The 13,758-nt window shown below is 51.4% G+C and carries 24 protein-coding genes; 2 read left to right on the forward strand and 22 right to left on the reverse strand.

Translation table 11 applies throughout. From position 1 onward, the window contains the following. Positions 1-223 precede the first annotated feature (223 nt). From QSV34_RS00005 to djlA, 17 genes are all read right to left on the reverse strand, one after another. On the reverse strand, positions 224-577 hold the full coding sequence (locus QSV34_RS00005) for a hypothetical protein (RefSeq protein ID WP_289150877.1): 354 nt from the start codon (positions 575-577) through the stop codon (positions 224-226). 49 nt (positions 578-626) lie between these two features. Then, positions 627-878 carry a hypothetical protein gene (locus tag QSV34_RS00010; RefSeq protein ID WP_289150878.1) on the reverse strand — a complete coding sequence of 84 codons (252 nt, stop codon included), beginning with the start codon at positions 876-878 and terminating at the stop codon, positions 627-629. A gap of 53 nt (positions 879-931) precedes the next feature. Beyond that, positions 932-1,333: a hypothetical protein gene (locus QSV34_RS00015; protein ID WP_289150880.1), complete on the reverse strand. Its 402-nt coding sequence runs from the start codon at positions 1,331-1,333 to the stop codon at positions 932-934. A gap of 33 nt (positions 1,334-1,366) precedes the next feature. Continuing rightward, positions 1,367-1,717 (reverse strand): response regulator receiver protein, encoded by a 351-nt coding sequence (locus tag QSV34_RS00020; protein WP_289150881.1) that lies wholly within the window; start codon positions 1,715-1,717, stop codon positions 1,367-1,369. A gap of 38 nt (positions 1,718-1,755) precedes the next feature. After that, entirely contained in the window at positions 1,756-2,097 is a 342-nt protein-coding gene (locus tag QSV34_RS00025) for a hypothetical protein (protein WP_289150882.1), read from the reverse strand. Then, on the reverse strand, positions 2,094-2,408 hold the full coding sequence (locus QSV34_RS00030; RefSeq protein WP_289150883.1) for a hypothetical protein: 315 nt from the start codon (positions 2,406-2,408) through the stop codon (positions 2,094-2,096). The genes QSV34_RS00025 and QSV34_RS00030 overlap by 4 nt, the downstream gene beginning before the upstream one ends. Before the next feature lie 39 nt (positions 2,409-2,447). Further along, on the reverse strand, positions 2,448-2,807 hold the full coding sequence (locus QSV34_RS00035) for a hypothetical protein (protein WP_289150884.1): 360 nt from the start codon (positions 2,805-2,807) through the stop codon (positions 2,448-2,450). A gap of 36 nt (positions 2,808-2,843) precedes the next feature. Then, entirely contained in the window at positions 2,844-3,218 is a 375-nt protein-coding gene (locus QSV34_RS00040) for a hypothetical protein (RefSeq protein WP_289150886.1), read from the reverse strand. 390 nt (positions 3,219-3,608) lie between these two features. Next, on the reverse strand, positions 3,609-4,637 hold the full coding sequence (gene mltG, locus QSV34_RS00045) for an endolytic transglycosylase MltG (RefSeq protein WP_289150888.1): 1,029 nt from the start codon (positions 4,635-4,637) through the stop codon (positions 3,609-3,611). After that, positions 4,622-5,467: an aminodeoxychorismate lyase gene (gene pabC / locus QSV34_RS00050; protein WP_289150889.1), complete on the reverse strand. Its 846-nt coding sequence runs from the start codon at positions 5,465-5,467 to the stop codon at positions 4,622-4,624. The genes mltG and pabC overlap by 16 nt, the downstream gene beginning before the upstream one ends. Positions 5,468-5,672: 205 nt before the next feature. Next, on the reverse strand, positions 5,673-6,554 hold the full coding sequence (locus QSV34_RS00055; protein ID WP_289150890.1) for an alpha/beta fold hydrolase: 882 nt from the start codon (positions 6,552-6,554) through the stop codon (positions 5,673-5,675). Further along, complete coding sequence (gene sixA, locus QSV34_RS00060; RefSeq protein WP_289150891.1) at positions 6,551-7,009, reverse strand: phosphohistidine phosphatase SixA; 459 nt, start codon at positions 7,007-7,009, stop codon at positions 6,551-6,553. Before sixA ends, QSV34_RS00055 begins: the two co-directional genes overlap by 4 nt. After that, a complete protein-coding gene (locus QSV34_RS00065; RefSeq protein WP_289150892.1) occupies positions 7,009-7,563 on the reverse strand; it encodes a DUF4389 domain-containing protein in 555 nt (184 codons plus the stop codon). Before QSV34_RS00065 ends, sixA begins: the two co-directional genes overlap by 1 nt. 3 nt (positions 7,564-7,566) lie before the next feature. After that, entirely contained in the window at positions 7,567-7,722 is a 156-nt protein-coding gene (locus tag QSV34_RS00070; protein ID WP_289150894.1) for a hypothetical protein, read from the reverse strand. Further along, entirely contained in the window at positions 7,697-8,722 is a 1,026-nt protein-coding gene (locus QSV34_RS00075) for an NAD(P)H-dependent glycerol-3-phosphate dehydrogenase (protein WP_289150896.1), read from the reverse strand. Before QSV34_RS00075 ends, QSV34_RS00070 begins: the two co-directional genes overlap by 26 nt. A 181-nt stretch (positions 8,723-8,903) precedes the next feature. After that, on the reverse strand, positions 8,904-9,671 hold the full coding sequence (locus tag QSV34_RS00080) for a class I SAM-dependent methyltransferase (RefSeq protein WP_289150897.1): 768 nt from the start codon (positions 9,669-9,671) through the stop codon (positions 8,904-8,906). A 28-nt stretch (positions 9,672-9,699) separates the two neighbouring features. Beyond that, positions 9,700-10,476, reverse strand: coding sequence for a co-chaperone DjlA (gene djlA, locus QSV34_RS00085; protein ID WP_289150898.1), 777 nt, complete (start codon positions 10,474-10,476; stop codon positions 9,700-9,702). A 69-nt stretch (positions 10,477-10,545) separates the two neighbouring features. On the opposite strand from djlA, the gene QSV34_RS00090 reads away from it, so the two are divergent. Then, complete coding sequence (locus tag QSV34_RS00090) at positions 10,546-10,845, forward strand: hypothetical protein (protein ID WP_289150900.1); 300 nt, start codon at positions 10,546-10,548, stop codon at positions 10,843-10,845. Between the two features lie 5 nt (positions 10,846-10,850). On the opposite strand, the gene QSV34_RS00095 is transcribed toward QSV34_RS00090, so the two are convergent. From QSV34_RS00095 to QSV34_RS00115, 5 genes are read right to left on the reverse strand one after another with little or no spacing between them, the layout of a single operon-like run. Beyond that, positions 10,851-11,561, reverse strand: coding sequence for an ABC transporter permease (locus QSV34_RS00095; protein WP_289150902.1), 711 nt, complete (start codon positions 11,559-11,561; stop codon positions 10,851-10,853). Further along, a complete protein-coding gene (locus QSV34_RS00100; RefSeq protein ID WP_289150904.1) occupies positions 11,561-11,875 on the reverse strand; it encodes a DUF1244 domain-containing protein in 315 nt (104 codons plus the stop codon). Before QSV34_RS00100 ends, QSV34_RS00095 begins: the two co-directional genes overlap by 1 nt. A gap of 6 nt (positions 11,876-11,881) precedes the next feature. Further along, positions 11,882-12,112 (reverse strand): hypothetical protein, encoded by a 231-nt coding sequence (locus tag QSV34_RS00105; protein ID WP_289150906.1) that lies wholly within the window; start codon positions 12,110-12,112, stop codon positions 11,882-11,884. A gap of 19 nt (positions 12,113-12,131) precedes the next feature. Beyond that, a complete protein-coding gene (locus QSV34_RS00110) occupies positions 12,132-12,668 on the reverse strand; it encodes an OmpA family protein (RefSeq protein ID WP_289150908.1) in 537 nt (178 codons plus the stop codon). After that, a complete protein-coding gene (locus QSV34_RS00115) occupies positions 12,653-12,844 on the reverse strand; it encodes a hypothetical protein (protein WP_289150909.1) in 192 nt (63 codons plus the stop codon). The genes QSV34_RS00110 and QSV34_RS00115 overlap by 16 nt, the downstream gene beginning before the upstream one ends. Before the next feature lie 163 nt (positions 12,845-13,007). On the opposite strand from QSV34_RS00115, the gene QSV34_RS00120 reads away from it, so the two are divergent. Next, positions 13,008-13,700: a response regulator gene (locus QSV34_RS00120; RefSeq protein ID WP_289150910.1), complete on the forward strand. Its 693-nt coding sequence runs from the start codon at positions 13,008-13,010 to the stop codon at positions 13,698-13,700. The last annotated feature ends 58 nt before the right edge of the window (positions 13,701-13,758 follow it).

Here is a 13,758-nt window from a genome sequence, read left to right on the forward strand (position 1 = left end):
CATTATTGAGGTTACCGCTATACACCTCGTAGTCGTTGCTGCCAAATTCCACCGCACTGGCACTGCCAGCAAAAAAAGTGGTTGCCAGCAACCCCAAGCCAATAGCGCGTTTGATCCCCATCATGATCGTTTCCCGATTGTGTTATTTAATTCCACTTGCGTTTCTTTTTATTCATTACTTTCTCTGAAAAATCTATATTTCAAAGAAAGCTAATTTGAGAACCTAATTCTCTCTCAGCATTACGTAATATGGCGCCGGAGCATTACCATATGTAGGCAATGCGGAACATTCTGGTGCATCAGTGTAATAGACAATTGCTGGCGATTTAGTGACAACGGCAGTTTGTATCAACGAATACCAATTTTTACACTGCTCAGCGCTAACTTCTTTCCATTCTTCATTCAAGTTACAAATGGTAGTCCATTGATTCATCCACGAGCCTAAAACAACTACCTCACCGGTTCTGTACACGAACACATGCTTAATCTTACCGTTGCACCATTGCGGTTCTGCTTGTAGCACGGTGGGTGAAAGAAACATAACTGCTGTAAAAATCCCTACTAATCGCTTTAACATTTTCAATTCCTTATCTCTATTACTGAGTGTTAAGTAATGTCTGCTTTTATCAGATGTCATCGCCGTGTAATAGCTGATGAATGATTGAATCCGAGATACCTGGTATTTTTGAATCCAGCACAGCTTTGGCAGCTGAGCACTGGTCAACCACAGTAGATTCCGAACCACCATTAGAAATTACCTGTTCAACACAAGCCTTAAAATCATCAATCGCTTGTTGCTCAGGAGATTTGACTTCATTCGCAAATGCCAAGACAGGAAAAAAGGCGACCACAGCGCTCATTTTCAAAACTTTTAACATTGTCTATACCTTGATTAAATTTATTAGAAATAAAGAGTATTCTGATTGCGACACTATTCTTGAGCTATCCAGATGCGGTCTGTCTTTAGGTAACCCCCAAGGTTATTTCGCATCTGTATGCGAATCTTGCGCTTAGTCGCTTGCGCAGACAGTGCTGTCGAATAAAAAAGTTTGGCGAATTCTGGGTTGTCCGACATTTGTATCGCAGTGGCATAGAGCCCATTTCCGGCCAATGTGAAACCGGCTGTATTTGCATCTTGGTCAGACTCAAAAGGAGTATCAAAATAGAGAAGTATTAGACCGCCGGAATTGATATATAGGTCTTTCACATATCCGTTATATGAACAGTAGCCGCCACTGGACGAATGGCAGGTTGGCTTATCTGCTAAGGCAGTGTTTGAGTAAAAAGCAAAAGATGCGCAAACGCATAGAAAGAATTGTGAAACGGTCTTCATTGACTCTCCCTCGTTCCTACTGGTCATAAACTATTATTGAGATTGAAAATTCAATGACAGCCTATTGATTTGGCAGCCGCTAGAATCTGCATCGAAGTTGAACGAGATTTCACGACCTGTAGTAGCTGCCGTTAGGGCTACACTTAGCATGTTGTTCAGTCCTTCTTGAGTAACACCATTTTCACCTACGGCTATGTAATAGTACTTAGGGCTACTGTTATTTTGGCAAGCAGCCGAATCATTTTCGAGTGTCAGCACGACACGTCCATCTGCCAGAGGGTAGATAGTTCTGATTTTTGAATTATGCCAAGTGGGCGTGGCTGCAATGGCGGTTATGGATAGCATTACGATTGCCAGCACAGCAGATACTTTCCAATATTTCATTCCTTAAAATCTCTTCATCTAATTTTTGAGTTGATTGCTTAGTCAATGATTTCCAAGTAGCGGACTTTGCAAAATGCGTCGTCACCATTGCCGCGAGGAATATATCGAATATTGACCTTTTTGCCTGACGACTTTGCGGCAAGCGCAATAGAGAACACTTCTTTGGTGTAAGTCCACAACTCGCAATTCACCGAGGGAATATCCGGGTTGGGACCAACGCGGTTTTGGCCATTGATTTGTAGATAGACCACTGTAGAGCCATCCGAAGTTTCATAGGCTCTTACTTTGGTGATAACACCGGCGTTTACGATGCCATCAGCTGCCTGAGATAGCGCAGGAATCAGAAGGAGGCAAATAGCGATAAATTTAATGGTATTCATTTGATACTGATAATCCCCACGGTCGGGTAGTCATCACCTTGAGTCCAATATCGAATCCATATGTTTTGCTTGGCCATCTTTGCTGCCAGCACGGTGCTGTAGATTGCTTCGGCGTTGGCATTGCCAACGTGACCGATTTCCAGCCAACCCGTTACGCCCTCTATCTTCATCAGCATTAGACCGCCGCTGTTGATGTACACCTCTGTGATTTCAACGTCAGAGACATCGACTTTGTCAGCCAAGCAAACGAGCGACAAAGCCATTGCCAAGAAAAAGGCTATTAGTCTGGGAAGCAAGGTCTTGGAAATCATTTCGGTTCCTTGAAATTAAAAATATTATTAGTCGAGCCTTTAATGGCGAATATACATACCGCCGGCACCCGTCAGAGTGCTGAACGAGCCGCCGTGCCAACCTACATCGGTGCAAGAATGGGCATAGGCTTGTATTTTCTTGCCTGCCGTGAATGCTGTGAGAGCCATGGAATAAAGCTGTTCATACTGTGGATGATCAAAAGCAACCCATAAGTAGCCATCACGCCCGCAATCTGCAGGGTCACCCAGATCGCCAAAGATCATAAAACCCTGAGCGCGGATCACTTCGATGTTTTCGATAGTCCCTTTGCTGTCTGAGGCGCTGTAGTGTGTCCAGCCGCCGGCCAGCACAGCAAACGACACGAGAGTCAGTAGTACAGCCAGAATTCCTTTTTTCATAGAAGCTTCTCTTTAAAGTCGGGTTATTGTTCTTGATCAATCGACAGCTAAATTCGGGCCAAAGTACCAACCTGTTAACTGCCGCCAAGCTGGGTGGCTTTCAGGTGTGCAGTCTTTGCCATCATTAAACCAGAAACGAACCTGTTTCTTTGTAGATTGAGCGGTAAGCAACATTGAATAGATCGCCTTACAGCTCTCTGGTGGTATGCCATTGTCTTCCGTTTGCACACTACACAGCACCGGCCAAGCGAAGTGATCGCCAAATTTTTCAAGAAAGACACGCCCATCTTGGGGATCAATAGTCACCCCCTGCACTGTCCCTTTGCAGGAATATTTATTAGCATCGGCCATGGCAGCTGTAGGGAATACGATAAAGATTGTGAACAGCAGTCGCTTTAGCAATATCATCATGATTTTATTGGCAAAAAAAGTTATATAACATTGATCATCGCTTTGCAGACAAAGCGACAAGCCACGATTGATACACGACAACCAAATTGACTGCCAAGGGCAGTAACTGAGGATTTTTGGGGGAAAACTTAATGGATGTATGCCACGAGCTGGGGCGTTATATTTCAGCTGCCAGCTCTGTAAAGTTCCAATTTAACCGTTGCCCTATTTGGTGTGTTTGTATCCTTACGCCCCATCTATGGGACATTTGCGCGGTATAAAATCACAGCTACTTTCCAATATCAAGAGGTTCATTAACAAAAAATGCAGGCTCGGTGTAAATCGTCTTGAGTATTTTCAGAAGGCAAGCTGGGAAAGGATAAATTTAAGTAATTAACCACCTGCTGGAGGTCAGTTAACCGGCGCCGAACGATAATCACTGCGCCGCTGTTTCCGCTGGTATTTATCCACTGCTTTTTCATGTTCCGCCAGCGTGGCGGAAAAGTAGTGGCTGCCATCACCCTTGGCGACAAAGTACAGCGCTTCCCCTTCTGCCGGGTGCAGAGCGGCGTAGATGGCGTCAGCGCCGGGGTTGGCGATGGGGGTTGGTGGCAGGCCTTTAATCACGTAGGTGTTGTAGGCGGTTTTTTCACGCAAGTGAGAGCGAGTCAGGTTGCCCTGGTAGCGATCGCCAAGGCCGTATATAACCGTTGGATCAGTTTGCAGGCGCATGCCTTTTTGCAGGCGGCGCACAAATACGCCGGCGATTTGCGGACGCTCCCAGTCGACGCCGGTTTCTTTTTCGATTATGGACGCCATAATCAGCGCTTCGTAGGGTGTTTGGTATGGCAAGCCAACATCCCGCTGCTGCCACAATTTTTCCAGCGTTTCTTTCATGGCCTGGTGAGATTGCTGCAAAATCTGCTCTATGGAGTCGCCACGCTGGTAGCGGTAGCTGTCCGGGAACAGCCAGCCTTCAGGGTTGCCGTTAATAAACGCCAAAAGCTCACTATCGCTCAACTCACTGCTTAAATGAGGTTGCTGACGTAGCCGTTGCAGCCATTGTTTAACGGTCAGCCCTTCCGGCAGTGTTACTTGGTGATAAACCACTTGGCCGCTGTTGAGTTGTTGCAACAGCTGTGTGGGTGTAACTCCCGGTTGCAGGCGGTAATCCCCTGCCTGAATATCCGTGAGCCCTGACAGTCGCGCGTAAACCCGCACACCTGCCAATTGTGGCTTGCCACCAAATAGGGCATTTTCTGCTTCCAGCTTTTGCAACACTCGCGTCAGGTTACTGCCGGATTCCACACGCAGTTCTACCGACTGTTGTAATGGCAGTGGCTGCTGCACATAGCGCTGCAACCACCAGTAGCTCGCCAGTGACAGCATTACCACCAACAGAGCAAGAACAATAAAACAACGCTTTAGCAGCGAAAACATGCGTACTGTTCTCCCAGAGTCCGGCGCAATTGTTGCCCTTGGGTGTTTTCTTGGTAATCCACCAGCTGATTCACTGAGGCCACCGAGCGTATGCCCTGCACGGAGTTGCAAAGAATCATCTCGCTGGCTTTCGCCAGTTCATCCTTGTGCATATCTCTCTCGACAACATCTATTCCCAGTGCGGGGCAGAGCTGATCCATAATCACCCGGCGCATGACTCCGGCAACGCCGCAGCGATGCAATTTCGGTGTTACCCACGCGCCCCGTAACCAGACAAACAGGTTACTGGCCACCGCCTCCACTGGCCGCCCCTGGGTATCCAGCAGAATACCTTCGTGCCAATCGCTACTCTCACCACTGCCACTCCACTCCTGGCGGGCAATGATCTGGTCGAGACGGTTAAGGTGTTTGATGCCGGCCAAGGGCGGATTGTTGGGCAGGCGGTGCTGACACAGGCGCAAACGAAGTTCCTGGCTTGTCTGCACAGCCAAAGGATGCCACTGCAACACAATATTGGGAGTCAGTGGTTCCGGCATCTGGTAACCACGGCCACCGCAGCCGGCAGTCACCAGAATTTTTATTATCCCGGCCTCTGGGTGTTTTTTAAGAAAAGTTGCCAGCTGTTTTTCAAGCGCATCCTGCTCCACAGGAATCCCTAGCACCTGCGCACCAATGTGCAGGCGCTCCAAATGATAGTGCAGCAGCGGCGCCGCGCCGTCACACACTCGCATGGTTTCAAACAAGCCGTGGCCATAAGCCAGGCCGCGGTCGCTGGTTTCCAGTTGAGAAGACGGCTCGCCGTTGATCCAGCAGGTCGGTTGTTCAGTCATTGCTTATCCCTATTATTGCTGCTTCACGGGAGACCATGTTACTCAAGGCTCCGCGACTTTCAATTACCGAAAGAACCAAATATTTACCATCGCGAGCAAAGACTGCGATCCAGTGTCTTTGCCTTGCGAGTCGTATACTTAAAAGTCACTAGATTGGTTGTACGCTCCGCTCAGCCCAAGGGCTGCCCAAATCAAAAATTTGTCGCTACGCTCGCAATGACGGGGTTGGGTCGAAAAAATCTGACAGCTGCCGGGCGATGGATTGTTCGGCACCTTCCATATGCAGATGATGACCGCCATCCAATACCACTTTTTGACAGCTTTTGATCTGTTGCCAATAACTGGCAAACAGGCGCTCCTTGATATCCAGTTGTTCGTTACCCAGAAACAACATCACTGGGGCTTTTACCTGATGGATAAAAGCGCGCAATTGACCATCACTGTACTTTACATCCGAGGCCGCTTGCAGGCGTGGATCGGCGATCCAGTAGTAACCTTCTTCATCTTGCCCCAAACCGCGCTCGGCAAACAGCTCGGCGGCTTGTTGGGTTAGCGGGAAGCTGCCTTTCATGCGTACTGTCAGTGCGTCTTGCTCTGTTGAGTATCGGCGGCGGCGATAATCCCGATATTTATAGCGATCGGCAATGGCTTGCGCCAGCTGCAGCGGAGCCTCTGCTTCGGCAATAGGCAATGGCACCAAGCCATCGATCAGGGCCAGCTTGCTTACCTTTTCCGCTGCGCTGGCAGACAGCAACACCGCAATCATGGCGCCTCGGGAATGGCCAAGTAGATGAAAACGTTGCCAGCCCATCTGCTGTGCTACCTCAAGGATTTCCCACACATCCTGCCACAGGTTGTAGCCGGAATCGGCGGAACGCCCCTGGCTGTGGCCGTGACCTGCCAGGTCGAGAGAGAGTATGTTCGCTTTGGGTAACAGCTGCGCCAGGGGCTGAAAGGAGTTGGCGTTATCCAGCCAGCCATGCAGTGCGATCACCGGCTGGCCACTGCCTTCGGTTGCTGGCCAATAACGAGCCGCCAGCGTGCGGCCTGCTACGGTAAATTGCTTTTCTTCAACGGTTCGATTCAAGGTCTCTTCAGCCAATCCAGTGTGGCGCCACCTCGGCAAAGGCCTAGTAAGTCCAGGCAAGCCAGGCAACTGGTGGACATTTGATAAGCCAAATCGTTGCGATCGGTAAGGCGGTTGATCCACTCCCCCACCAATGGCTGATGAGTCACCAGCAGAATCTGTTGGCAGGAAGACTGTTCGATAAGCGCCTCCAGCTCATGAATATTCCCTTCGGGCAGTAACGGCTTGATGATTTCGGGGGCTAGGCTGGTACCAAGCGCCTCACAGGCAATATCTGCGGTTTGCCGGGCACGCAGTTTGGGGCTGCAGTAGATGGAATCCACGCCAGCCATGGCATCGCGTGCCTGTCCGATAACCTGCCGGGTTTGGCTAATGCCCAGCGGCGTCAGAGGGCGCTCGCCCTCTGTAGTTATATCGTAGGCAGCATCACCATGGCGCAGCAGATAGAGTTTCATCACCGTTTCTCGGTACTTCCCTCCTGATTAGAGCCCTGTTGTTCGGAACCTTCTTGCTCAGGACTTTGTTGTTCAGGGCTTGGCTTTGCAGGTTTGTCTTCTGTAAAAGAAGGCACATCTCCGGCGGCAGCAACGGGCTCGTCGTCCAGTTCCACTTCCGCTTCGCCTCCCTCATAAGTCGGCTCCGGGTCTGCTGGTGCAGGCTCAGGCTGACTCTGTGGCTCAGGCTTGCTTTCAACCTCTGGCGCTTGGTAAGGCTCGGTGGGTTCTACGGTGGGCCACTCGTTGAATGGAAAGGGCTTTTCCTCACTGTTAAAGGTGACAAACAGCAGGCACTGATGAACCCACTTGCTGAGGCCTTGGCCAAAATTGCGCAGGTTGTCGTTGTCATGACCAGCAATCAGCACCAGCAAAAACTGGAGTATCACTACTACTCCAAGAATAATACGGGCAATCCATAGACAGATAAATGCAAACAGCATAAACACCAGACGCAGCCACACATTGACGTTCAGCAGATTGGTCTGCCACTGGTTTTGGTTTTCGTTACTCATGGTTTACTCCAATAGTTGTTCCGTCATCCCCGCGCAGGCGGGAATCCATAAACCGCCATATTTCAATGCTTCAGCGCCATAGCCAATATGGATCCCCGCCTGCGCGGGGATGACGTACTTTTTATAGGCCACGTTACGGCAGCGCAGAAAATTCCACATCGTTGGCCTGTTCGGCCAGCATCATATTGCCCATCAATTGTCTGATATCGCCACCATTAAACATGCACTCGTACATGGCGTTGGCGAGGGGCATGTAAATACCCAATTCATCCGACTTTTCCTTAACCAGGCGAGTGGTATTAACCCCTTCCGCCACCTGGCCAATGTCTTCAATGGCTTGCTCCAGGGATTTGCCTTTGCCCAACGCGTAGCCCACCTGATAGTTGCGGCTCAACGGCGAGGTGCAGGTAACAAACAGATCCCCCACCCCACTGAGTCCCAAAAAGGTCATGGGGTTGGCACCCAGCTGCACCGCAAAGCGGCTCATTTCCGCCAGGCTGCGGGTAATCAGAACGCTGGTGGTGTTCTGACCTACTTCAAGGGCCGCCGCCAGGCCTGCCGCCAAGGCATAAATATTTTTCAGGGCACCACCCAACTCAACGCCAAAGCGATCGGCATTGGCGTAGACGCGGAAATAACGGGAGCCCAACAGCTGCTGCACTACCTCACAGAGCTCGTTGTCATCACTGGCAATGACGGTAGCGGTAATTTCCTGGGCAACGATTTCCTTGGCCAGGTTGGGGCCGCTGATCACGCCGATGCGTTCGGTGGGCAGCTCCTCCTCCAATGTCTGACTCATCAGCTCAAAGCTGTTGGCTTCTATGCCTTTGGTGGTACTGACCGCCATGGTTTGAGCATTCATATAAGGTGCCGCCATGGCGGCTACCTGACGAAATGCCTTGCTGGGAATGGAAAAGAACACCACATCGCTGTCTTTGAGGGCGTGCGCCAGATCGGTGGTGACTTGCAGGCCGTCGTGTAGCCTGTATCCGGGCAGGTAGCGGCTGTTTTCGCGCTTTTCACGGCTCGCCTTGGCGTTTTCCTCATCCCGCATCCACTGGGTAACATTGACGTTGTTGCAGGCAATCATGTTGGCCACTGCGGTGCCAAAACTGCCTCCCCCCAACACGGTGACCTTATGGTTGTTGTTATCTGTCATAGAGTGTGACTCTGAGCGTCTGGTAATGGTAAAAGAGCCCGATTATAGGGGGTAAGTGGGGCCATCGCCATGACCCTGTTGGGTCAAACAGTAATGGACCACTTGGGAGACGATATCGCAGAAATGGGCTTTTTAGAGGGAGATCGCCGCAGTCGCTACGCTCCTTCGCGGTGACAGGCTGCTAATCCAGTGGCTTGCGAAAGCGCAGCACAAAACGATCGGTTTTGCCCCGTATACGTGGGTCAAACACGTTGATGGTGCGGTCATCTTCTGGGTTGGTAAGCAGGTCTGTGGTAGCTTCCAGCACGAAGCCAGCAGCCATCACTTCTTCGATGACCATGGTTTCATCCACCCGATGCAAAGTTTGCACATCCCGGTCGCCACTGCCCATTTCGGCGTGGTGATCCCACAGGGCAAACACTCCTCCCGGCTTCAGGGAAGCGTAAATCGCCCGGTTCATCTTGTGGCGATCCGCTTTCATCCAGTAGCTGTCGTGGTAAAACAGACCCAGCAACACGGCATCGAGCTTGCCCACCGGGAAGCCCGGCTCCTCCAACTCCCGATCCAGACGCACCACATTATCCAGATCGCGACCATTAAGGCGCTTGTCCATGGCCTTGCTGGCAAAGCGTCCCAGGGCAATGGAGTTGTTTTGTGCGTAAACCGTGGCATCCGGCCCCAGATAGCGAGACAAAATCTCCGCGTAGTAGCCCCGCCCGGACATCATGTCCGCCACCTGCATACCCGGTTTAATGCCATAAAACGCCAACAATTGCGCCGGTTTGCGATTGCCATCAGCGGCTTTGTCTTCTGCGGGGCGGCTGGGGTGTTGCAACGCCGCCTGTAACGCCTGATTGTCTGCCACCGTCAACGTCAACTCTTCGGCCAGCACAGACTGTTCAATTAACGCAGACAGGGCTACCAGCAGAGATAAAATAGTCTCCTTCACAAAACCTCCAAAAAGTATTAACTAATGGCTACAAGCCTCTGTTTTTCTTTATTAAGTCATAGGCAGCCTGAATTTCCTTGGCCTGTTCCGTAGCCACTTTAAGCATATCCTCCGGCACCCCCTGCCCCATCAATTTATCCGGGTGATACTGGCTCATCAGTTTGCGATAGGCACGTTTCAATTCCTGATCCGTGCAGCTACTTTCGACCCCCAGTGCTTTGTAGGCCTCATCAAGAGCAGACGGCGACGCCGCGCCACCACCACCGGAAAAGTGAGATTGATTGAGGGTCATTTCCAGCAACTGCCGGAACTGCGCTTCGCTGTAACCCAAGTGAGAACCGATAAAACGCAACAGTGCTTCTTCGGCACTGTCCATCACCCCGTCGGCCATGGCCATCACAATCAGGTAAACCAGCAGCACCTGCGGCAGGTTACGGGTCTGCCCACAGGCGGCCATAAACTCCTGTAACGTCTGTTCGATATGAAAATCCGCTGCCGACCCCTGTTTGAACCACTCAATGGCCTGCTGACGATGCTCTGCCGACATGCCCAACTGACGAATAAAGTTTTCGGTGTGATCCACCTCAGCCTGGGAAATATGGCCATCCGCCTTTGCCAGCTTGCCCTTCAGCAGAAACACAGTGCGCAAAAACACCGCCTGACGATTGCCCTGGGTGAAGGGGTTAAAACCGCCACTGCCGTAGTTCTGAAAACGCTCAAAGCTACCGGCAAACAGGAAACCGAGGATCGCTCCAGGGATATTGAAAAGTAAAAATCCGATTACAGCGCCAATAATTTTAATCAAAACAAGTCCTGACAGGCTAAACTTTGGGGGCGAGCATCATAACATTGCCATTGACCATGGGGAGTCACAATGAAATTTCATCTACTATTACTGGCTTTTGCTGTTGCGCTGCCTACTGCCAGTTATGCAGCCAAAGAAAATTTTGAACGCACCAAACCACACGTCAACAAAGAGCAAAAGGATCACGAAGGCAAAGCCGCCAAGGGCAAAAAGAAGCCCAAAGAAATTGTGGTGGTCGGCGCTGAAGGCAAAGAGGTAGAGGTATCACCAAAGGCCGCTGAAGCACTGCGCAAAGCCCGCGAAAAGAAAGACAGCAAACACACCCAGGAGAAAAAAGGTAAGGCCAAGGGAAAAGGCAAAAACAAATAGGCAGTCTATTTACTTTGCGGCTCTCTCAGCCACCATAAATAAATGGCGGCGCTGATCCCAGCGCTGCCAAATATCATACACATCACCACAATCTGGTAACGGGCGGCGATTAACGGCGAAACCCCGCTGAGAATTTGCCCGGTCATCATGCCTGGCAACGACACCAGCCCCACCGCCAGCAAAGAATTGATCTGCGGCAACATCGCCGCCCCAAAACCCTGATTGCGAGAGGACACATACCCCTGCCCTCGCTCCAACTCCGAGCCAAAACGCTCCGCCGCCAAGCTCACCGCATTCAGGCAATTGGCATACACCATCCCCGCCATGGGTATCAGAGTATGAGGATTGTGCCAATTGCTGCCGCCACTGAAAAGCGCAATCACCAGCGCCAGATTGAGACTGCCACCAACACCAATCCCCAACAGCGCACCCTGCCAGTGGTGTGCCTGCTTGTGAGGCACCGGGCGCAAGGCAATGGCCGCGGAAATGGTGATCATCAAGGCAAGAATACCCAGTGACAGGGAATGTGAATCCTGGGCAAAGATGTACTGCAGCGCGTAACCCACCAACAGCAACTGCAGCAGCATGCGGGCAGCGGCCCAGGCTACCTGGCGGCTGTTGGCCAGCCAGCGAGCGGCGATAATGGCGACAACAACAACCGGAATCAGGGCAACCGCCAGATCCAGCAGGCTGAGCGCGCGCAGGGATTGTTCCATCAGGATTTTTTGGCGTTGGCCTTGGCCGCCTGACGGGCCTCAAAAGCAGCCATCTGTTCCGCGGTGGCAGGCGTCTGGTATTTGTCCTTCCACTCGCTGTAGGGCATACCGTAGACCACTTGCCGGGCACTGTCGTAATCCACCGTTTCGCCGCGTTCCTCAGCGGCAGCCATGTACCACTTGGCCAGGCAGTTGCGGCAGAAATCCGCCAACACCATCAATTCAATGTTTTGCACCTCTTTGTGATCGTCCAGGTGCTTCAACAAACGGCGAAAGGTCGCCGCCTCAATCTCGGTTTGGGTTTGTGTATCCATGTAGTTTTAATACTTTTGTGAGGATAATAAGTCGCTCACTTTATCACACCATCTACGACGCATCTCCTGATGGCAAAGCCTTTCTGGTTGCTGTGGTAGCTGTTGTTGTTGCTGGATAACACGCAGCTCTTCATCCGCTTCAAGCTGCACAACGGCCCCTTCGCCAAGAAACAGCTTTTCGGCGGAATACTTCAATTCCAGCACACAAGTACCCGCCAAAACCCGTAATTCAATCATCCGGCCCATCATCACAGCTTCAACGCTGGCTCAGCAGTTTTTTCTGTTGGCCATCAACCCAACCATTAGCCACAATTTCGATACGACGGTTGAGTTTGCGGCCGCTGATACTGTTATTGTCGGCAATGGGTACTGACTCACCGCGGCCATCCACTTCCAGCACACCCATCGGTACGCCAAAGTCTGCCAACTTGTCCGCCACTGCATTGGCACGGCGCAGGCTCAACAGCAGATTGCTCTTTTCTGAGCCCTCCCCGTCGGTATGGCCAACCACCACAATACGGCTGACCTGCTGCCAGCTGGCCACCTGATCCAACAGAGGTTGCAGTGAAGCATCCAGATTTTCCGGCAGCAACGCACCACTGAGGCCGGTTTGCAGGCGAAGTGAAAAGTGCGCTGGATAGAGTACGGGCTTATCGGCCTGCAAGTTAGCCAAATGACTAGACAGTTGAGCTTCGGGGGCGGTCTGTGTCAGTTGCGTACTGCCACAACCCATCAATACCAATGGCGCTATCAGGCTGGCTAGCCAAGCGGCCTTTTTCAGTGGGAGTGACATGACGCTTCCCCGATGGCTTCATCAGTGTCGATTCTATTGTCCGCCTGAAAAGGCTCAGCCAAAGGCTGTTGCAGCAGGTGTCGGCAGTCGATGCTATGACTGAACGGCACCAGTTGCTCGAACAGTTGTGGGTTGTTGTAGAACATTTCATCTGTGATGGGTACAAATTGTTTCATGGTTCATTCCTTATTCGGGGCATGCTTGTGTGATTGCCATTAAAGCTGAGGAAAATGAACCAGTGAACAACAGACTGTGGACAAATCGTGGAGTTGAAAAGAGTGCTTGGCGATTGTGATAGGATGGCCGCAAACAGGCTGATACAAAGTGTTAGGGATACCTATGAGCTACTCCATTGCCATTGTTGAAGACGATGCCGACCAGCGCCGCAACTATTGCGCCGCCATTGAAAACAAAGGGTTTGAAACCACCGCCTACGCCAATCGCAGCGACGCCCTGAAAGGTATTCAGGAGCGCCAGCCTGATTTGGCGGTACTGGATATTATTCTCGAAAGCGAAGTGGATGGCGGCTTTATGTTGTGCCGCGACTTGCTGGCGCAAAACCCGGATTTACCGATTATTTTTCTCACCGAGCGAGTGGATGAAATCGACAAAATTTCCGGCCTGCGTCTGGGCGCCTGGGATTATCAACCCAAGCCCATCAGCGCTACTTTTCTCGCCGAACGGGTCGCCTCCCTGCTGCGTTTGAAAGAAGTGCGCTCAGCCCCGGAAAGTCAGGGCAGCGCCAAAAACCTCGGCGACCTCAGCATTAACGAAAGCTCGATGCAGGCCGCCTGGCGTGGCGAGCGAGTAGATCTGACGCTCACCGAATTCCGCCTGCTGGCCCACTTGCTGCGTGTACCCGGTGAAGCGGTGACCTACGATAGCCTGATGAAGTCCACCATTCAGAGCTATGTGACCAGCAACACCATCAATACTCATATGCGCAATATCCGCAAAAAATTCCGCCAGCTGGACGATCAGTTTGACTGTATTAAAAACGAGTATGGGTTTGGGTATCGTTGGGCGAAGTGAAGAATCTGCTGACGCGGTAATGGAGTTGTTTTCTGTGACCGCCGCCAGCATGGATGCT

The organism is Porticoccus sp. W117, assembly GCF_030341905.1.
Lineage (GTDB): Bacteria > Pseudomonadota > Gammaproteobacteria > Pseudomonadales > Porticoccaceae > SCSIO-12696.